The organism is Paenibacillus sp. FSL F4-0100 (assembly GCF_037993005.1).
Lineage (GTDB): Bacteria > Bacillota > Bacilli > Paenibacillales > Paenibacillaceae > Paenibacillus_AQ.
In genome coordinates this window covers 159,523-179,176 of the sequence record NZ_CP150303.1, presented here as the reverse complement: position 1 = coordinate 179,176, position 19,654 = coordinate 159,523, and the positions used below count along the sequence as shown (strand labels likewise).

The window sequence follows — 19,654 nt, the reverse complement described above, 5'->3', positions numbered from 1 at the left end:
CTCACTCTCCTCCTATCGATTATTAACTCCAAGACGTAAACTCGCTCGGCGTCATGCCAATTTCCCGTTTGAACAATTTGATAAAATAGCTCTTGTTGGCATAACCCAGATAGTCCGATATCTCCTCGACAGTCTTATTAGACTGTTGAAGCAGCTGCTTCGCCTTCTGGAGTTTGACCATATTGACATACTCGATAAAATTCTGGTTCGTTTCACGTTTAAATAAGCGGCTGAAATAGCTTGAGTTCAAATTTAAATAACCCGCCATCTCTTCAAGCGTCAATTTCTCGGTCACGTGCTGAATCACATATTTCTGTGCCTGGATGATCTCAGAACGCTTAGAGCGGATGGATAATACGCTTAATCTGCGGGAGAGCTCCGTCAGATATGCCATGATCCAGCTCCGCAGATGCTCCATGGAATGAATATCGTTGATCGCGTCATACAGCTTCTCTTCGGTTATGCTGTCCTGAACCTGTAATGTCACTTTCGTTTTCATCTGTAAATCCATGAGCAGCTGCAGCACCCATTCTTTCACATCCGCAGGAGGGAACCGGTTCGCATCCACCCATGCTGCCCATTCCTTTACAATCTCCTCTACATGCTCAGGCCGATTCAAGGCCAGCATGTCATTGATCCGGGAGAAGAATGCGGCATACTCCCCATACATATCCCCGCTGGTGAAGGACGCCTTCTCGAACCGGCAGATGCTGGATTCCTCCAGATAGAAGCGATGGCTCCATTCCTTGAGCATGGGCATTAATATAAGCCGAAGCTCCTCAGGTGCTGCGGCTTCCCGTCCCAATAAGCAGGTAACTGATATTTTCAAAAATTGTTTCATGGCCGTTATCGCCCGCTGCAGGGAATAGTAGAGTATCTGCTGTTCCTTAACAGGGTCCTCGCAACAGATGAAAACAACCAGTTCTTTGTTGCTGTAATGAAAAATAACGCTGCGGTGCATTGAATCGAGCACTTCCTGCAGCACATTTTCGACCGCGAATGCAATCGTATAATCGTTCATTTTGCGGGTCCTTGAAACTTCGGGCATTCGGTCGATTGAGACAACGAAAGGCAAGTAATATCTGGCCTGAAGGTCGACACCATTTAACCGGGCATGCTTAATCCATGCTTCCTTCGTCCAGGATAACTGGTACAGGGTATCCTTCAGCAATTGATCTTTTAGCGCGGACCGGTTAAGCGATTCCTTCTGCATATACATCATCACTTCTGCCGCTTTGTGCTTCTCCTCGCTCAGATCAACGGCGATGTTATGCAGCAGCTGCTGCAGCTGCTCTACATCCAAACTCTCTTTTAGAATATAATCACTCACTTTCAGCTTCATAGCTTGTTGCGCATAATGGAACTCGTTATGACAAGATAAAATGACAGCTCGAAACAAGGGATTCACTGAGTTGAACTTTTCAAGCATCTCCAGGCCATTCATCTTGGGCATTCCGATATCCGTAATAATAATGTCAGGCTGCTTAAGCTGTGCATCCTCCCAAGCCTCCAAGCCGTTCGAGTAACAACCGATCAATTCAACACCCAGCTCTCTCCACGCAATGCTTTGTGACAAATAGCGTACAACAGGATAATCATCGTCCACCAGAATCGCTGTCAACACCATGCTCACCTCTCTCCACCTCGAATGGAAACTTTAACGTGATGTTTGTTCCAATGTCCTGCTCACTGTGAATCTCCAGTTGGGCGTTCGTTCCGTAGATCAGACGAAGGCGCTGAAATACATTCTTGACACCAATGCCGGAAAATCCCTTTTTGGCAGGTGCTGCTGTTCCCTGAACCGAGTCCACATTGGCACGCAGCTCTTGAAGCGCAGCCTCACTCATACCGATCCCGTTGTCACGGACCGTGATGCTGATGTCGTTAGCTCCTTTTTCAGTGATATGGACCGCCTCAATGAAGATGACCCCGGCAAACTGCTCATAGCCATGAATAAGAGCGTTTTCAATTATTGGTTGAATCATGAAGCGCGGAACTAACGCTTGCTCGCAGCCTGCCTCGTAATTCACCTCTAGTCTCACCTGGTTGGCATGCCGGAAATTCATGAGCCGGATATAGTGATGAACCGTCTGCACCTCTTCATGAAGTGGAATAAATTCGTTATCGCGGTTAATCGTCATGCGCAGCAGGGAGGACAAGGAAGCAATCAATTCGGCGTTCTCTTTATCCCCTTCGATCAGTATATTGAGCCGGATGGAATTCAGAAGATTGAACATAAAGTGCGGGTTGATCTGAGCCTGCAGCATCTCCAGCTCGGCCTTTCGCTTCTTGGCCTGTTCCACGGTAATTTGCTCAATATTGGATTCGATTCTGTCCAGCATATGATCAATCGTCCGTGCAAGCTGAGTCACCTCATTGTTGCCGCGTATCCCCGAGCGGATATCCAGCTGTCCCCGGCCAATGCGGGTTATGAAGCCGCTCAGTTCCCTCATCGGCTTCGTAAATGCCGAAATCAACACCATCAGAAGGATACAGAATAAGGTAAAGAAAAGCACCTGCAGCCCAAAACTGATTAATAAAATCTGTTTATACTTGGAGACGGCCGATGATAATGGGATTAAGCTGACCAGATTCCAAGTATTCGGGCGAATGGACTGCTCGGCGTATACATATTCCCGGCCGTCCATTTCAATCGTTCTTGCACGTTCATCCTGATTCCACCAGGTCATTCTGCTTCCGATTAGGGACGGATCGGAGTGAGAGATGACCACGCCCTCCTCATCCAACAGCATCATATCCTGGTCTGAATTAGAGCCGCTCTGAAGATGGTTGCGGATTTTACGTTCATTCACGCTGATGATGACATAACCGATGATGCTGTTGGAGGAGGTTCTTATCGGTCGCCCGATCGTAACCAGATAAGAACCATCCTTGTCGGCAGTATGAAAATAATTGTCCTGCAATCCCACCCAATAGGTTGAGAACGAGGGAATTTGGTTTAGCTCCGCAAACCACGGCTGCTTGTATAAGATTGCCGGGTTAAAGTCGTTGTAGGAATAATTGGTATATGTAAAATCGTTCTTTCCAAGGATGGTGACATAATAATCATCATGCTGTCTAAAGAGCTCATCGAGCAGCCGGATCAAGCGGCTGTAGTTTACAAGGATCTCATTCTTGTATTCCTGCGTGCCCTGCTTCTGCCTGGACATAATTTGCTGTCTGATCTCCGAGTTCGTCAGCACCATGTTGGACAGCTCCAATGTTTGATCCAGAACGCTATTCACATCGGATTGAACCGCTTTTAGTGCATCCTCAGAGCTCACAATGGCCCTATCCAGCAGAAGATCCTTGGTTAAATAATTGGTAACCCAATATATTCCGCCCAGGGGGAGCAGAAAACATAACAGTGCTGACCAGATTAATTTTTTTCGCAATGAAAATTTGGGAATCATCACAGATGCAGTCCTCAAATCTTAATGAATTGGAATAGGGAAAACCTGAGTTTTCCCCTTAACCATCCTCGTATCCTGTTAATGCATTAGGCATATCACATTCTTGCGAACTCAGCCTAATTTTTATTACTATTTACAACCTCGGTAATCTTCTGATCGATGCTGTCGATCGTTTTGTCCAGATCATGCTTATTCAGAATATACAGCTCCGCTTCAGGAATCACAACATTCTTTGCTTCCTCGGCATATTTTACAGGCACCGGAGCTGACCCTGGCACCGTGTTATTAATCGTATATTTCAGTGACTCCACATCGATCTTTGATGGATCTTTCGAGGAGCCTACAATTGTATCGATCAGCTTATCCGTATCCGATTTGGCCCAGCCGGAGAATACTCTTCCCCCGATTTCGAGACCTTCGGACGTATACCATCTGACGAATTGATAAGCGGCCTCCTTATTTTCGGATTTTGCTGCCACTGCCATATATGTCGGTTGTACCGGGGAGTAATGTTTGCTTTCCCCTTCCAGTTTAGGCAGAGGTGCAAATACGGTTTCGAAGGTAGCCGGAATGGCGTCCGTTCCCCCAGACTCCGCCACCATCCAATCGCCCATAGGGAGCATAGCAGCAAGCCCGTTGAAATATTGATTACGGTAAGCCAGCTTTTGCGAAATAATATCTTCGTACGGGTTCGCACTCTTATCCTCATACATCATTCGCTTCATCATTTCCAGATTAGCTTTCAGCAGTGGGTCCTTGGCATTGGATGTTCCATCGCCTTTAAGAAACGTATTATCAGACGGCTTGCTCATCAATTGCAGCTGGAAGTAATCCGGCCAATTGTGCAGGTAAGCGCCATATCGTTTCTCGACACCGTCCCCCTTGGTCAGCTTCTTCGCGTAATCCTCAAACTCTTTCCACGTCCAGTCCGTTGGGATCGGCAGACCCGCTTCCTCCAACATCGCTTTGTTCATAATGACGAACCAGCGCTGCATGGAGGATGGCAGTGCGTAAATTTTGCCGTTGACTCTGGTATCCACCAAGTATTCATCATCGTATTGGTAGCCATCTTGTTCTATGTAGCTCTCGAGCGGTTCAAAAAGTCCGATGTCTGCCCGCTGCGAATAATTCGTATAAGGAAGCTCGACGATATCCAACCGGTCATTTGAAGCGGCCATCAGGTCCAGTTTTTGCATGGATGCCAGCGAATCGCCCTTCTCGTTCAGGAGATCCAGCTCCACCTTGATGTTTGGATACTTCTTCTCGAACTCGGGAATAATCTTGCTCCATTGCGCTTTTGCATCTGTCTGCCACGTGCTTAGTTTCAACACAATTTGATCAGGTGCTGCTTCCTTGCCTGAGTCCGCGCTGCCTTGAGCGGCCGAATCAGACGTCGTGCTGCCTCCACCTCCGCAAGCCGAAACAACAAGCGCAAAGGATAAGCTTAACAACATCGCCGATAATCTCTTGATTTTCATATTGACCCTCCTCGAAAGTAACTGCTTCCCGTTATTCATAGAAGTAAGTGCTTACAAAATCATCCTATCATGATCGATCTTTTAGCGTAGTTCCCTATTTTTACGGAAGCCAAACTATTTTGACTTTTTATCAGCCCTTGACTCCGCCAAGCGAAATGCCCTCGATAACCTGCTTCTGACCAATCGCAAAAATGATAAGCAGAGGCAATATGGCCGATACGGCGCCAGCCATCATAAGGGAATATACATCCCCGTATTGGTCCCCGAAGAGTCGGATGCCGAGCTGGATCGTAAACAGATCTTTGGACTTCAGGAAAATTAACGGATACTGATAGTCGTTCCATGTCCAGATGAACCGGAGAATCGCATAAGTAGCGACACCCGGACGGATAAGCGGAAGAGCAATCTGCCAGAAGGTTCGGAAGTGGCCCGCCCCGTCCATTTTGCCGGACTCAATATACTCGTTGTTCACGCCCATGAAAAATTGTTTCAACATGAATGCTCCAATAATACTGAAGCTGTTCAGTAGGATCAGACCCGCATGGGTATCAATCAGATTCATCCAATTGAACAATAAGAACTGAGGTACCAGCGAAGCCTGCGGCGGGACCATATACAAAGCCAGAACAAGCACAAACATCGCATCTCTGCCGCGAAAACGAAGCTTGGAGAAGCCATAGGCTGCGAGCGCGCACACAAACACATTAATGACGGTCGTAGCGATCGTGATATAAATGGAGTTCCAATAATAACGAACGAACTGTCCGCTCCATACCGTCTGGTAGTTCTCTACGGCATTCCAATTTTTCGGAATCCATTCAATCGGAAATTTGAACACATCCATCTCCGGTTTAAAGGAGGTTGACAACATCCATACAAACGGAAGAATAAACAGAATACCGATTAAGGCCATAACGATCGTCCAAATCAATTTGGATATATTTAATTTCATGGGATACCCCTCCTCTCATTGAAATTCGCTTAATAGTTAACCCATTTCTTCTGAGCCAACATCTGTGCACCCGTGATCAGCAGACAGATCAGGAACAGGATCAAAGCCATACTGGAGGCATAACCTGTCTTCAGTTGGTTGAAGGCTGTATCGTACAACTCATATACGATGACAGTTGTCGAATTAGCCGGTCCGCCCTGTGTTAGAACTTGGATCAGATCAAAAATCTTGAAGGTGCCGATGATCCCGGTCACTAATAAGAAAAAGGTGGTCGGCGATATGCACGGCAGCGTAATACTGCGGAATTTCACCCATGCATTCGCTCCATCAATCTCGGCAGCTTCATACAGGTCTCTTGGGATGGACTGTAATCCGGCAATATAGATGATGATGTTGTACCCTAATAGGATCCACACCTGAATCATCATCAGGGACGGCAGCGCAAAATCGATATCCGCAAGCCATTTCGGCGGATTATCTATACCCAGGGACATCAGCGACTTATTCACCGGGCCAAGAGATGGGTGGAATAGAACCTGCCACACCATGGCGACAGCAACAATGCTTGAAATATAGGGAAGAAAGTAAATAACCTTAAAGGCACCCTTAAGATAGACCTGCCGGTCAATCAGTACCGAAAGTACCAAGGCCAAAATCATGGTAACAGGAACGGTAATAATGAAGACCAGATTGTTAACCAAACTTTGCATAAACGCACTGTCCTTGAATAGGGTGACGAAATTACTCAGTCCTGCAAATTTGATTGCGCCCATCCCGGCTACGAAGTTCCAATTCGTGAAACTTAGCAGCAAAGACCCAATGACAGGGATTAATGTCAAAATAAACAGCCCAAGCATTAAAGGAGCAACAAATAAATATCCGGCAATTTGCTCCTTCGCTGCCATGCTAAGATGGGCAGATTTGTTTGTTCGTTTCATACGTCTCTCCTCCTGGGCATTTTTGCTTAGCACCACATTTCACTTGTATCTCTATTTGAGACCGATGCTGTTGAACATAGAATCTGGATACCTCCATTGTAAAAAAGTCGCTTGCCGCTTATAAGAAAGAGAAATGTGCATTTTGGAACGAATTTTACTTTTTGTGCGTTTGCGCGGAACAAAAAAGGATGAGCCACGCTGGCCCATCCCTCTATGTCAAAATGTATTTAATTTCGCTCCGCCCGATATTCAATAATCCAGCAGTCTCGCGGTTCTCCTTCATGGTGTTCATGCTTCTCCAGCAGCCTGATCTTCCGAAAGCCGCACTTCTCGTAACAAGCAATCGCCCGTTCATTCCAAGCCTGCGGGTCCATCACGATCCGGTCAGCCTGCCTCTGAAACACGAGATACTCCACCATGGAAGTCACGAGCCTCGTACCGATGCCTCGATTCCAATAATCCGGCTCCCCGATAAATTGATCCGTGGCGAATGTTCTGCAGTCTGCATCACTCCCGTTATACCCATACTCGCCTAACGTCTCCTCATCCAAAAGATAAAACTGGATATACCCGATCGGTTTCCCCTCATACTCAATAATACAGCGGGTCTCATCATCATCCACATAGAAATGCTCCCGCACCCGCTCCACATCATGAGGATTATCCCGTCCCTCGTAATACTGCAGCACATCCGGATTCGACAACCAAGAAACTAAAGATAATTCATGTTTCTCCTCCAGCTCGCGAACCGTAATCGGTCCAGCCTCGTACACCAGCATCGTGATCCCCCATCTTCATTATTAAATCCCCAATTCTCGTGTTTCAGATTACATCCGCAACCATCGTGATAGATGTTCCGCTTACGCCTACCTCCTGAAATCCGAAACGCTCATATAATTTCATAGCGGCCGTGTTCTCGGGAGCGACGCTTAACGATACCTTCTGAATCCCCTGCTCCTTCATTCCTCTGAACAATTCCTTCATCAGGGCCGTTCCAAGCCCTTGCCTGCGGGATTCCGGCAGCAGCGCCATGCCCAGCTCGGGAATGTCATCACTCACATAACCGAACCCTTTGTTCTCTTCATCAAAATGACGGATCGTAATCGAGCCTATCGGCTTCCCTGTGGCATTCACGGCAATATAGCCTAAATCGCCCGCTCGCCCCCAGTCGTCCACGTATTTTTTCATGAACGGCTCTTCGAGTATGTCTCGGCCAAAAGGCTCCTCTCCCTCGGGCACATACAGAGACTCATACAGCATCTCCCGCAAAAAGGATTCATCCTCCCGGCCAGCGACTCGAATATGGTATGAATTCATGTGCATCTTCCTTCCCACCCTAGATACTATCCGTCAATGCGGTCCATAACGCCAATCTCTCCGGATCAAAATCGTTCCGGCCGTAATGGTCGAGAAAAATATCCTGGTAGTCATCGCTTCCCAGGTTATATCGAAGCGTCCAAATTCCCCAATAGAGGTCGTAATGAAGGTCTCCGATCCCGCCATAACCCAGATCGATAAAACCTTCAAGCTGGAAATCTCTCATAATCAAATTCGGCAGACAATAATCGCCGTGGAGCAGCACATCATGATCAGCCGTTCCCTGCAGCTTCTCAAGGCATAATAGAGCCTGTTCTCTTCCGCCCGGAAACCCTTTGATATCTCCCATTTTGTTCATGATGCCTTCCTGATACTCCTGGATAAGTTCAGCTGTTCGATTCGGAAAGGGACAATCGGTAGCAGATATAGAATGGAGATAACGCAAACTCTCTCCGAACACGGCAGCCAGTCTCTTCGGATCTTTCAGATGTCCCCCGGACACCCCATCATCCCCTTGCAGGGCGACGGTCAGCAGGTAATCGTTATCGCCATGCTGCTCATAGGCCAGCACCTTAGGAGCCAGGCCTTTTCCGTGTAAATAATCCGACATCAATCCTTCTCTCTTAAGTTCATCCCGTTTCGTTATCTTTAAAAACATCGGTTGGTTCGCTCCCTCGATGTACAGGGTTTTAGCCTGTTCCGAGGAGCTGCTGTCATAGACGGTAGCTGTCTGGATATAGGGCTGCAAGCTAACAGGCAGCGTCTTTATGTCGAATGGAATGCTTACTTTTTTCATCGTTCCTCCATACCGCCCCGTCCAATCGGTCGGCCTCAGTTCAATAGAATAAAGACGTCCCCATCGGAACGCCTTCGGATCTGTACTGTATGAATTGGCGATTTGCTGGCCTAATCCTTCCCTTCCAGCCGGTAATTTTTTATTTAAACTATTTTTGCTCACCTATTTATCAGAACGGAACTCCCTCGAAGTACACCACCTCGGCCAGACGAATGTGCAGTGCCTTATTATCCCCAACCGTCAATTGGAGATGGTCCACCGCAACTGCGGACAAGATCCCATCGACTTTCCCCGCGGTAGTCACGATGACTACCTTGGCTCCTTTATGCCGGAGCAGATGTTCAATAAATACCGGTTCAACCAACGTTGCGTAATGGGCTGGCTGCGGAATTGCCGGGGTACGAGGCGCGTAATACAGTGGTATCGGTTGGGGCGGGGGATAAGCATAGTAACCCGGTGCATAACCCGCAGGCGGCGCTGGATAACCAAAATGGTTATGGTTGTTCATGAAAAACCTCCCATGCCAATATTAATCTACACCCTTATGTATGTTTGGGAAGGGGCCGCTATGTTAACCATCCTCATATTTGTACGAAAAAGTTAGAAAGCAGCCTAACTCGCCTTCCATTACGCCTTCTGTGCAATCAACTTACTCATCGCATGCCGGTGCGGTATACCTGACGAATTGCAATCAAAAATAACCTCCGGGCAGCTGTGAATCAACCAATCGTGATAATGCATCATAAGCTCCCCGGATTTCCAGTCGTAAGCGTACGGCTCATCCTCGGGAGGAGGCGTTATGAACGGCTTTTTTACGAACACATTAAGGCAATGAAATCCCTCTGCCGACGTGAATTTTTTATAATTAGTAAAGATTTCTTCACGATACTCGGGTCTGATATAATGCAGAACGCCGCTGGAATACAGCACATCAAACTCCGAGTCCAGACGGTAATCCGAAATATCCGCCTTGAATACGTTCACGTGTACCCCGATGTTATCAGCCAATCGCTTCGTTTTCTCGATCCCCGCATCCGATATGTCGAATGCCGTGACCTCATAGCCGTTACGGGCAAAAAACACGGCATCCTTCCCTTCCCCACACCCGATATCCAGCAGCTTTACTCTTCTTGTGGGCGGGATCATTTCAAGCACCTGATAACAGGCCGCGTTCGGCTCCGTCCCCCAATAGTACTCCGGTGTTTTGTACTCCTCTTCATATATGCTGATCGGCTTGCCCGCCCCAGAATAACCAAACAACTTATCGATGCTGACGTCCAGCAGCTGTGACAGCTCCGGAAGCAGCGCAATATCGGGCATGGTCTGTCCCGTTTCCCATTTGGATACCGCCTGGAACGTAACGCCCAGCTGGTGAGCCAATCCCTCCTGGGTGAGCCCCCGTTCTTTGCGGTAACGATTAATATTTTTGGCTAACATGTCTCTCATATGGATCACTCTCCTATTTAACCTCATTGTAGGGGCGTTACGTAAGGCATACAATAACCTGGTTTTTGAATCCCGGAAGAATTCAACCGTCAGTTGAAATCATCCAAATCCAGGAATTCCGTGCCCAGGCATGTTACAATAAACCTGTTTTAAAATCACTATAGATATAAGGAGAACGCTCGTGAACATTAGAAAGCTGAATACTCATGAAAAACCCCCTATGGACCTGCTGCTGCTTGCGGATCCATCGTTAAGGCTGGTTGATGACTATGTAAAGCGCGGTCATTGCTATGTGGCTGAAGAGGACTCGCATCAGATCGGGGTCTACGTCCTGCTGCCTACAAGGCCCGATACGATCGAGCTGGTTAACGTTGCGGTAAGCGAGAATCTGCACGGCCAGGGCTATGGCAAACAGCTTGTGAATCATGCCATCGGGCAGGCACGGGAACTCGGATATGCAACAATTGAAGTGGGCACAGGAAGCACTGGCGTGGCGCAGCTGGCGCTGTATCAGAAATGCGGATTTCGGATGACAAGCATCGATCGGGACTTTTTTGTTCGCCATTATGATGAGGAAATCTACGAGAACGGCATGCGACTGCGTGACATGGTGCGGTTGGCGCAAGATTTGTAAGGCTCGGGGCTGGACAGATGCATCATTCCTCCATCCGGTGAGAGCTGCATGGGAAGATCTTCTATTTCATGTATGTACGCGGTCTGTATCCGTCTTACAATTTGAAGCAGCTGCTGGAGAATGATGTGAACAATGCCAACAAAGTATTGAGCCTGTAACCTCCCAGCAAAAAAAAGCCCCGGGCTACACAAGCACAGGTTTTTACGAGATAGTCTCGCAAAACCGTCAGCCGTATAGCTCAGAGGCTTTTTCTATTTTACATATCATCCCTCAAAAAATCAGGGATTATTTATTCAGCGTTTCGCTCCAGTCATGCACCATATGGCCCTCGAGATATTTCTCGCAGTCCATAGCGGCCATACAGCCTGTCCCTGCAGCCGTAATAGCTTGGCGGTAACGGGTATCCTGGACATCGCCGCAAGCGAATACGCCCGGGATGTTCGTCTCCGTCGTTCCCGGTTTAACCAGGATGTAACCAGTCGGATCGGTCGTAATCTGATTGCCAAGGAAGCCTGTGTTCGGTGTATGGCCGATAGCCACGAATACGCCTTCCGCTTCAATCAGTTCGTCTTCTCCGGTCTCGTTGTTGCGGACCTTCAGGCCTTTAACACCGGTTTCGCTGGTAACCACCTCAACCGGCGTACGGTCCAGAGCCCACTGGATTTTCTCATTCTCACGTGCACGATCCTGCATGATCTTGGATGCACGCAGCTCGGTCCGGCGGTTCACTACCGTTACGCTGGAAGCAAAACGCGTCAAGAAGCTGGCTTCCTCCATCGCGGAGTCGCCGCCGCCGATGACAATGATCTTTTTCCCGCGGAAGAAGAACCCGTCGCATGTGGCGCATGTACTTACGCCGCGACCAACGTTCTCCTGCTCTCCCGGAATTCCGAGATACTTCGCGGAAGCTCCCGTCGATATAATAACGGACTCAGCCAGAAGCTCGCCCATGCCCTCGACATTCACCTTGAACGGACGCTCGGAGAAATCAACGGACTCGACCCAGGCACTCTTGAACTCTGCACCGAAGCGCTCCGCTTGTTGACGCATATTATCCATCAGCTCGGGACCCATGATTCCTTGCGGAAATCCAGGGAAGTTCTCAACCTCCGTCGTTGTCGTAAGCTGACCGCCCGGCTGCATTCCCTCGATAACGAGCGGCTTCAAGTTCGCGCGTGCCAAGTAGATGGCTGCCGTCAATCCGGCAGGTCCTGTTCCGATTACGATTGATTTGTACATAGATACGGCCTCCTTTAAGGTGTCGATTTCTGTTACGTGTTACATCCTATTCAGGACTTATGGAATCTTCATGTACCAAGGTCTCCTAAGTATCCGAATATGGGTTCTTACTTAAATGTTTTCCGTAAATGGCCGGAAATTATCATCCGGCTGTGCTTTCGTTTCACATACGCTATCCATTTGACGTGCGTAACGACTCACCGTTGATGGTGAAATACCGTAACGGACAGCCACCTGTTCATAGGTTAGGGTTCGCCCACGCTTCTTGGCCGTCAGATATTCCAATGCCGCTGCCCAGCCCTCCACATTCCGAATGTTCGGAATATCAGGGTACAGCCGGCTCAGGAACTCGGACCAGAGATTCTCCATCTCTTTTTTCCAAAAAGGGTCTACCCGCATGTCCATGGTCTGCTCTGCCTTCTCCAGCACCGCCTTCCAGGAAGGCAGCCAATCCGGCAGCACCTCGCGGGTCTTGCTACTGGATAGATCGCGATCGTCGCGGCGTTCCTTCAGCCGATTGCTTGCGGCCTCCATCTGCTGGAGTACCAGGCGGGCGGCATCTTTCAGCTCCGCATCCTCTCCCGGTTCCTGTAGGAACGATTGCAACGCATGCTGCACCTCTTCATCGGCAATCAATTCCAGCGTCCGGATCACCTGCAGCTTGGTGTGGGGATCGCCATGCCGGAGCGCCCAGAAGAACGAAGAACGAATCAGCGGATTCTGTTTCGCTTCCTCCGTCAATTTGTCGCCGTCATGCTCCCAGCGTTTGAACTGCTCTTCAAACGGAAGGTGATAGTGGTAACTCACCTTCATCTGGTCCGTACCGGTCTCTTTACGCTTCTGCAGCTGCGCCAGATAGAAATTCGGAATCACCGAATCTCCGTCCAGCTTCAATGCTTGCCGCCAATATTTCTCGGCCCTGTCATAATAACCGCTGTTGCATGCCGCAACGGCCGTATAATGATACAGACTAGGATCTCCGCTAAACTCCTCTTCCTTCAACAACCGGCGAAAATGACCGTAGGCAATTTCGTGCTGCCCCAGTATTCCCATCGTTGTCGCCAGCTTAAACACATGCTCCTGATGAAAAGGAACCGTCACCGTTAGCATGTCCATCAATCGGTCACGCTGCTCCTGATTTCCTTCATGCTGAAAGAAGATAGCCAGATTGCATAAACCGTGCAGATTGCCTGGTTCCTGATCCAACACCTCGCCAATGGTACGCTTCGCAGTATCAAAGCGCCCCATATAATAATAGGCCAAAGCCAGATTGTTGCGCGCAGCCAGAAAATCCGGATAATCCTTGACGATTTCCTCCAACAGCTTGACCGCTTGTGCGAATTTCCCTTCTTCAAGCAGTGCCCGGGCATGCTCATGCTCGACCACGCCTTCACGACTCTTGATCCGGTTCAGCTTGGCAGGACGATTCAGCTCATAATGAAGCAGCTCCATCATCTCCTCGGCCTCATCCAGAAACTGACCGCTGGGGTCTTCCTCCAAATAAGTAACAAGCGCTTCCTCCGCCTGCTCGAACTGTTCCATATTGGCGTAATTGTTCGCCATGTAGAAGTAGCACTCCGTCATCAACGGGTCAACCTGCTCCAAAATGTGAGCCAGCACATCGTTGGAAGCTTTATAATCTCCCGTCTCTGATAATATACCCGCCATATTGCAATGATTCACCGGATTATCCGGTTCATATTCAACAGCTTTGCGAAAATATTTCAGAGCCCTGTCATATTGGAAACGATCAAGCGAACGAACCGCGCGATCGAAGAAGAAATTGGCATTCATCTCGATAGATATAACATTGTGGGGGTCACTTGACCCATATGGATAACCATTCACGAAAAGCAAGGCACCTCCTTTAACTTGCTCCTCTATCCACAACAGTATAACACAAGTTTCAACGTCATTTGCAGAAAAAAGACACCAGTTTACACACCGGCGTCTTTGAATAAAGTGGCGATCGAGCCGCCCTCGGTAATAATGTGGGTTGCCTGGGCCAACATGGGCGCAACAGACAACACCTTAAGCCGCATCTTGCAGTGATGATCCGGGAGCACGATGGAGTCTGTGACCACGATTTCCTCGATATGAGCATGGTCCAGACGGCTTAGTGCTTCACCGGAGAAGAGCCCATGAGTTGCACAAACAATGGCATCATTAGCTCCCCGTTCCTTCAGACCTTCGACCACTTGCACGATGGTGGTTCCCGTATCAATCAAGTCCTCGATAATAATCGGCGTACGCCCCGCCACGTCCCCAATGACATGGGTGATAACGGCTTCGTTATGGGCAGGACGCTGCTTGATCATCATGGCAAACGGCGATCCCAACCGACTCGCAAGTTTCTCGGCTGTCTTCGCCCGCCCGGCATCGGGGGATACGATGACCGGGTTCTCAATTTTCTTGGTCTTCAAATATTCCGTAATCAGATCAAGCGCAGTCAGATGATCCACCGGTATATTGAAGAAGCCCTGAATAGCAGGGGCATGCAGATCAATCGTAATCACGCGGTTGGCCCCGGCTGTGGTCAGCACATCAGCTACCATCTTGGCCGAAATCGGCTCACGCGGTGCTGCCTTTCGTTCCTGTCTGGCATAACCGTAATAAGGCACAATGATATTGATCGTTCTGGCGGAAGCACGCTTCGCGGCATCAATCATCACCAGCAGCTCTACGAACATTTCATTGATAGGGTGAGAAAAGGACTGCAGCAGAAAAACATCGCAATTGCGGATGCTCTCTTCAAAGTGCACATAAACTTCGCCACTCTGAAAGCGGGAAATCTTGATCTTTCCCGGTTCAACTCCCAACTGCTTACTGATATTTGCAGCAAGCGCCGGATTGGAAGTTCCGGCGAACAATCGTAATGAACGATACATGAGGACCTCCTGACGAGAGTGGTTGATAATGGCTGATGCAACGATCTCGTTGAAAGCGTTATCGTCAAATCAGGCCGTTCCCGCCTCCATCAACCTCTTCGAAGAAGGGTCTCTAGAAGTAGAAAACAGCCGTCTGCAATAAACCTGTTTGCAATTAGTGCTTATCTTTATTATACATTGTTTCCCTCAACATTCAAAAGCACCATCTCCCGCTTCCGGTTACGGAAGGTCGCGATCTCCCGAACGCCAAGCTCCGATAGCAGTGTTCTGGCCTGGTCCAGATGCTCGCCCAGCTTCCTCGGCTGATGGGCATCCGACCCTAAAGTCAACGGAACGCCAAGCTTAATCGCTTCCTCCAGCATGCGGCGGCTCGGAAACATTTCCTCACAGGCCTTCGATAAACCGGAGGCATTCAGCTCCATGGCTTTCCCGCTTTGGGCCACAGCCGCAAGCGCGGCTTGTTCCAGAGCGATCACTTCCGACTTCTGTTCGGGGCCTGGTCCATAACCGAACCGCTTGATCACGTCCAGATGGCCCATGATATCATATAAGCCGGTCGCGGCGGCTTTCTGCACCGCATCATAATATTGCTGATAAACCTCAAGCGGATCCTTGCCCTCCCAGCCTTGGGTCTGACGGTAATCCGTAATATCCCACTCACCCAGAAAGTGTACGGAGCCGATAACATAATCCCACGGATAGTCCTTCACAATCCGCTTAATCTGTTCTTCGTATCCCTCGATATAATCGCCTTCGAGACCGATCCGAATGTCAATCTGTCCTTTGTAGCGTTCCTTCAACTGCAGGCACTCTTCCACGTAACGCGGCAGCTCGTCCATCGGCATGGCCATTTCCGGATAATAGGTTTCCGGGTTGACGTGAATCAAAGGCATATGATCCGACAAGCCCAATTGATCCATCCCGAGTTCAATGGCGCGCCGTACATACTCCTCCAGTTGCCCCTCGGCATGTCCGCACCGGGCATGGTGGGTATGGTAATCAATATGCATCGGTAGACCTCCTAATCGCGGCGTGGCCGTTCGTGGCGGCGACTCAGCTCATCCATGATCTCATCCAGTGGGAGCTTGCGCTCCTGGAGAAGTACCAGTAAGTGATAGATCAGATCGCTGATTTCAAGCTTAAGCTCGGCGTTGTCTTTATTTTTGGCGGCGATGATCGTTTCCGAAGCTTCTTCGCCCACCTTCTTCAGAATTTTGTCTACCCCTTTATCAAAGAGGTAAGTCGTATAGGCCCCTTCAGGCCGCTCCACTTCACGCTGGGCAATGACTTCTTCCAGCTCAGCAAGAACCGCAAACCGCCCGCTCTCTGCAGCTGCACGATTATTCGCAGTCCCGCTCTTCTGCCCCTGAACGGTAATCTCATTGTAGAAGCAGGTTGTTTGTCCGGTATGACAAGCAGGTCCCTTCGGATCCACCAGCAGCAAGAGGGTGTCTCCATCACAGTCGTACGTCATGGATACGACCGTCTGGACGTTCCCGGAAGTTGCCCCCTTATGCCACAGCTCCTCGCGCGAACGGCTCCAGAACCAAGTTTCGCCGCTTTCCAGCGTCAAGCGAAGAGACTCCCGATTCATATAAGCCATCATCAGCACCTGCTTGCTCTGTGCATCCTGTACAATCGCCGGCACCAGGCCCGAGGCATCCCAACGGATATGCTCGCTGACCTGCTCCAGGGATAAATCCTTCAACATATCTTCGCTCATCGTATATCCACTCCTTTTTGACTAAGATGCAACTTCAGATGAGGAATCGAGATCTCTTTATAATGGAAAATCGTTGCGGCAAGACCCGCATCCGCCTTGCCTGTGGTAAACACGTCATAGAAGTGATCCTCTTTGCCAGCACCACCGGACGCGATGACCGGGATCTGTACCATTGAAGATACGGCAGAGGTAAGCGATAGATCGAACCCATCCTTCGTTCCGTCCGCATCCATGCTGGTCAACAGAATCTCGCCTGCACCCAGGCTTTCCGCCTGCTTCACCCAATCCAGCGCTTTGATGCCGGAAGGCGTACGTCCGCCGTGCGTGTATACTTCCCATTCCCCCCACGCTTCGTTGTACTTGGCATCGATGGCCACAACGATGCATTGGGAGCCGAATTTGCGTGCCCCGGCTGAGATCAGCTCCGGCTGCTTGACCGCTGCCGTATTCATCCCGATCTTATCCGCGCCTGCCCGCAGAATCCGCTTCATGTCCTCAACGGACGAAATGCCTCCACCCACGGTAAAAGGGATGGCAATTTCCCCTGCCGTTTTCCGCACGACTTCCTCCATCGTCGCCCGGCCTTCGACCGATGCCGAAATATCCAGAAAGACTAACTCGTCTGCGCCTTCCCGGTCATAGAGCGCCGCCAATTCCACGGGATCGCCCGCATCGCGGAGATTCACAAAATTTACACCCTTCACCACCCGGCCGTCCTTCACGTCCAGGCAAGGTATGATCCGTTTTGCCAGCATGCCTTTCCCTTCTTCCCCTATGAACTATATCGATCAACCGATTATTTGAACGGACCCTAAGTCCAGACCTATTTGATTCTCGTAATTGCCTCGTTCAGGTCAATATTGCCTGTATACAGCGCCTTGCCTACGATCGCTCCGCCTACTCCTTCGCCGCTATGCGCGCTGAGCGCCAGCAAATCGTCCAGCTTCGTCACGCCGCCCGAAGCGATGACCGAGCGGCCGCTGGCTTTCGCAAGCGAGACAATTGCCTCCACATTAGGCCCCTGCATCATCCCGTCCCGGGAAATATCGGTAAAGATGAAGGTTTCCGCTCCTTTGGCTGCCAGCTCCTTAGCCAACACCTCGGCTTGAACCTCCGACGTTTCCAGCCAGCCCCTAGTTGCGACGTATCCGTTGCGCGCGTCGATCCCGATGGCCACCTTATCCCCGTACTTGCCCAGCACCTCTTCCGTAAAGACACGATCTTCAATCGCCGCTGTACCGATGATAACCCGGCTGACCCCAAGCGACAACAGCCGCTCCACATCCGCCAGCGTGCGCAGGCCGCCGCCTACCTGAACCGGAACCTGGACGCTTGCTGCGATCTTCCCGATGATATCGTCATTCACCGGATGGCCAGCCTTCGCGCCGTCCAAATCCACGAGATGAATAAAGGTACCGCCCTGCTCTTCCCACGATTTAGCTACCTCGAGCGGATTGTCATTGTATACCGTTTCTTGATTATAATCGCCTTGCACGAGCCTGACGCATTTGCCGCCGCGAATATCGATTGCCGGATATATGATAAAAGAGGACATCCCCATTCCCACTTTCCTTCTGGTCTATTTGATCACCTTACATTACGTTAAAGCCAAGAAATTGCGAAGCAGGCTCATCCCAAGCTCCCCGCTCTTCTCGGGATGAAACTGCATGCCATACACCGAATCGCGGCCCACGATGGCTGTCACTGGCTGACCGTAATCGGTAACCGCCAGCAAGTCAGCCTGAACCTCAGGAAGAACATGATACGAGTGGACAAAATACACATGACCTTCCTCAAGTCCCGCAAACAGCGGATGCTCCCGCTTCTCGAACTGCAATGAATTCCAGCCCATATGCGGCACCTTGTAGTCACCACCCGTAAACCGTACAACCGATCCGGGCAAAATATCCAGCCCTTCAAACTTGCCATGCTCCTCGCTCCGGCTGAACAGGAGCTGCATGCCGAGGCAAATCCCCAGCAGCGGCTTCCCCGATTCCGCTGCTTCCTTCATGACCGAGTCCAGCGAGGTTTCGCGCAGCTGCTCCATAGCATCGCCGAACGCGCCGACCCCAGGCAGAATGATGCCATCCGCCGCCAGAATCTCCTCTCGCTCCCCGGTAACGAGCGGCTTATATCCAAGCCGCTCCACTGCTTTGCTGACGCTGTGCAGATTGCCCATGCCGTAATCCACGATTGCAATCGCCATCGATTAGAGCACTCCCTTCGTGGATGGCACGCCGGTCACCCGCGGATCCACGGTAGTCGCCTCATCCAATGCACGGCCGAGAGCCTTAAATACCGCTTCAACCATATGGTGGGTATTGTGTCCGTAATGAACGATGACATGCAGCGTGATCCGCGCCTCCAGCGCCAACTTCCACAGAAATTCATGGACAAGCTCAGTATCAAAAGAGCCTACCTGCTGCGAAGGGTACTCGGCCCGATACTCAAAATGCGGACGGTTGCTGATATCCACAACGACTTGAGCAAGCGCCTCATCCATCGGTACAAACACGCTGGCGTACCGCTTAATCCCTTTTTTATCGCCCAGCGCCTCGCGGAACGTCTGCCCCAGGCAAATCCCGATATCCTCCACCGTGTGGTGGTCATCGATCTCGATATCTCCCTTCGCCTTGACGCGAAGATCAAATTGCCCATGCTTCGTAAACAAATCAAGCATATGATTCAGAAACGGCACATCGGTTTCCAATTCCGAGATGCCGGTTCCATCGACATTGAAATCCAGGGCAATATCGGTCTCATTGGTTTTACGGCTCACGCCGGCTGATCTTGCTGCTGCATCCAAACTGCTCACGTTGATTGCCTCCTC

At 50.0% G+C, this 19,654-nt stretch carries 20 protein-coding genes and 1 pseudogene; 2 read left to right on the top strand and 19 right to left on the bottom strand.

The window, feature by feature from the left end; all coding sequences use genetic code 11:
• Nucleotides 1-22 precede the first annotated feature (22 nt).
• The 10 genes from MHH48_RS00880 to MHH48_RS00835 all read right to left on the bottom strand — a co-directional run bounded on the left by MHH48_RS00880 (nt 23) and on the right by MHH48_RS00835 (nt 10,340).
• Nucleotides 23-1,627, bottom strand: coding sequence for a helix-turn-helix domain-containing protein (locus MHH48_RS00880; RefSeq protein WP_256720846.1), 1,605 nt, complete (start codon nt 1,625-1,627; stop codon nt 23-25).
• Entirely contained in the window at nt 1,596-3,413 is a 1,818-nt protein-coding gene (locus MHH48_RS00875; protein ID WP_256720845.1) for a histidine kinase, read from the bottom strand. The genes MHH48_RS00880 and MHH48_RS00875 overlap by 32 nt, the downstream gene beginning before the upstream one ends.
• A 116-nt stretch (nt 3,414-3,529) precedes the next feature.
• Nucleotides 3,530-4,891: an extracellular solute-binding protein gene (locus tag MHH48_RS00870; protein WP_076326150.1), complete on the bottom strand. Its 1,362-nt coding sequence runs from the start codon at nt 4,889-4,891 to the stop codon at nt 3,530-3,532.
• 130 nt (nt 4,892-5,021) lie between these two features.
• Complete coding sequence (locus MHH48_RS00865) at nt 5,022-5,843, bottom strand: carbohydrate ABC transporter permease (protein WP_076326149.1); 822 nt, start codon at nt 5,841-5,843, stop codon at nt 5,022-5,024.
• A gap of 29 nt (nt 5,844-5,872) precedes the next feature.
• Entirely contained in the window at nt 5,873-6,781 is a 909-nt protein-coding gene (locus MHH48_RS00860; RefSeq protein WP_076326148.1) for a sugar ABC transporter permease, read from the bottom strand.
• A 227-nt stretch (nt 6,782-7,008) separates the two neighbouring features.
• Nucleotides 7,009-7,560: a GNAT family N-acetyltransferase gene (locus MHH48_RS00855; protein WP_076326147.1), complete on the bottom strand. Its 552-nt coding sequence runs from the start codon at nt 7,558-7,560 to the stop codon at nt 7,009-7,011.
• A 43-nt stretch (nt 7,561-7,603) separates the two neighbouring features.
• Nucleotides 7,604-8,098: a GNAT family N-acetyltransferase gene (locus MHH48_RS00850; protein WP_076326146.1), complete on the bottom strand. Its 495-nt coding sequence runs from the start codon at nt 8,096-8,098 to the stop codon at nt 7,604-7,606.
• Between the two features lie 19 nt (nt 8,099-8,117).
• Nucleotides 8,118-8,894, bottom strand: coding sequence for an aminoglycoside 3'-phosphotransferase (locus MHH48_RS00845; RefSeq protein WP_076326145.1), 777 nt, complete (start codon nt 8,892-8,894; stop codon nt 8,118-8,120).
• A gap of 169 nt (nt 8,895-9,063) precedes the next feature.
• Nucleotides 9,064-9,402 carry a DUF2642 domain-containing protein gene (locus tag MHH48_RS00840; protein ID WP_076326144.1) on the bottom strand — a complete coding sequence of 113 codons (339 nt, stop codon included), beginning with the start codon at nt 9,400-9,402 and terminating at the stop codon, nt 9,064-9,066.
• 119 nt (nt 9,403-9,521) lie between these two features.
• The gene (locus MHH48_RS00835; protein WP_076326143.1) at nt 9,522-10,340 is read right to left on the bottom strand and encodes a methyltransferase domain-containing protein; all 819 of its coding nucleotides are present in this window, start codon (nt 10,338-10,340) and stop codon (nt 9,522-9,524) included.
• Nucleotides 10,341-10,521: 181 nt separating this feature from the next.
• On the opposite strand from MHH48_RS00835, the gene MHH48_RS00830 reads away from it, so the two are divergent.
• The gene (locus MHH48_RS00830; RefSeq protein ID WP_076326142.1) at nt 10,522-10,974 is read left to right on the top strand and encodes a GNAT family N-acetyltransferase; all 453 of its coding nucleotides are present in this window, start codon (nt 10,522-10,524) and stop codon (nt 10,972-10,974) included.
• A 41-nt stretch (nt 10,975-11,015) separates the two neighbouring features.
• Nucleotides 11,016-11,132 (top strand): annotated as a pseudogene (locus MHH48_RS00825) (spore coat protein); the annotation flags it as partial.
• A 127-nt stretch (nt 11,133-11,259) separates the two neighbouring features.
• Here the strand turns inward: MHH48_RS00825 and trxB are convergent.
• From trxB to hisB, 9 genes are all read right to left on the bottom strand, one after another.
• A complete protein-coding gene (gene trxB, locus MHH48_RS00820; RefSeq protein WP_076326141.1) occupies nt 11,260-12,213 on the bottom strand; it encodes a thioredoxin-disulfide reductase in 954 nt (317 codons plus the stop codon).
• Between the two features lie 111 nt (nt 12,214-12,324).
• Nucleotides 12,325-14,007, bottom strand: coding sequence for a tetratricopeptide repeat protein (locus MHH48_RS00815; RefSeq protein ID WP_179090737.1), 1,683 nt, complete (start codon nt 14,005-14,007; stop codon nt 12,325-12,327).
• Between the two features lie 143 nt (nt 14,008-14,150).
• Nucleotides 14,151-15,101 carry a ribose-phosphate pyrophosphokinase gene (locus MHH48_RS00810; RefSeq protein ID WP_076326139.1) on the bottom strand — a complete coding sequence of 317 codons (951 nt, stop codon included), beginning with the start codon at nt 15,099-15,101 and terminating at the stop codon, nt 14,151-14,153.
• Between the two features lie 170 nt (nt 15,102-15,271).
• A complete protein-coding gene (gene hisJ, locus MHH48_RS00805; protein ID WP_076326138.1) occupies nt 15,272-16,111 on the bottom strand; it encodes a histidinol-phosphatase HisJ in 840 nt (279 codons plus the stop codon).
• Between the two features lie 11 nt (nt 16,112-16,122).
• The gene (hisIE, locus tag MHH48_RS00800) at nt 16,123-16,824 is read right to left on the bottom strand and encodes a bifunctional phosphoribosyl-AMP cyclohydrolase/phosphoribosyl-ATP diphosphatase HisIE (RefSeq protein ID WP_076326137.1); all 702 of its coding nucleotides are present in this window, start codon (nt 16,822-16,824) and stop codon (nt 16,123-16,125) included.
• Nucleotides 16,821-17,579, bottom strand: coding sequence for an imidazole glycerol phosphate synthase subunit HisF (gene hisF, locus MHH48_RS00795; protein ID WP_076326136.1), 759 nt, complete (start codon nt 17,577-17,579; stop codon nt 16,821-16,823). Before hisF ends, hisIE begins: the two co-directional genes overlap by 4 nt.
• 68 nt (nt 17,580-17,647) lie before the next feature.
• Complete coding sequence (gene hisA, locus MHH48_RS00790; RefSeq protein ID WP_179090734.1) at nt 17,648-18,379, bottom strand: 1-(5-phosphoribosyl)-5-[(5-phosphoribosylamino)methylideneamino]imidazole-4-carboxamide isomerase; 732 nt, start codon at nt 18,377-18,379, stop codon at nt 17,648-17,650.
• A 42-nt stretch (nt 18,380-18,421) separates the two neighbouring features.
• The gene (gene hisH, locus MHH48_RS00785) at nt 18,422-19,030 is read right to left on the bottom strand and encodes an imidazole glycerol phosphate synthase subunit HisH (RefSeq protein ID WP_076326134.1); all 609 of its coding nucleotides are present in this window, start codon (nt 19,028-19,030) and stop codon (nt 18,422-18,424) included.
• A 3-nt stretch (nt 19,031-19,033) separates the two neighbouring features.
• The gene (hisB, locus tag MHH48_RS00780; protein ID WP_076326198.1) at nt 19,034-19,639 is read right to left on the bottom strand and encodes an imidazoleglycerol-phosphate dehydratase HisB; all 606 of its coding nucleotides are present in this window, start codon (nt 19,637-19,639) and stop codon (nt 19,034-19,036) included.
• Between the last annotated feature and the right edge of the window lie 15 nt (nt 19,640-19,654).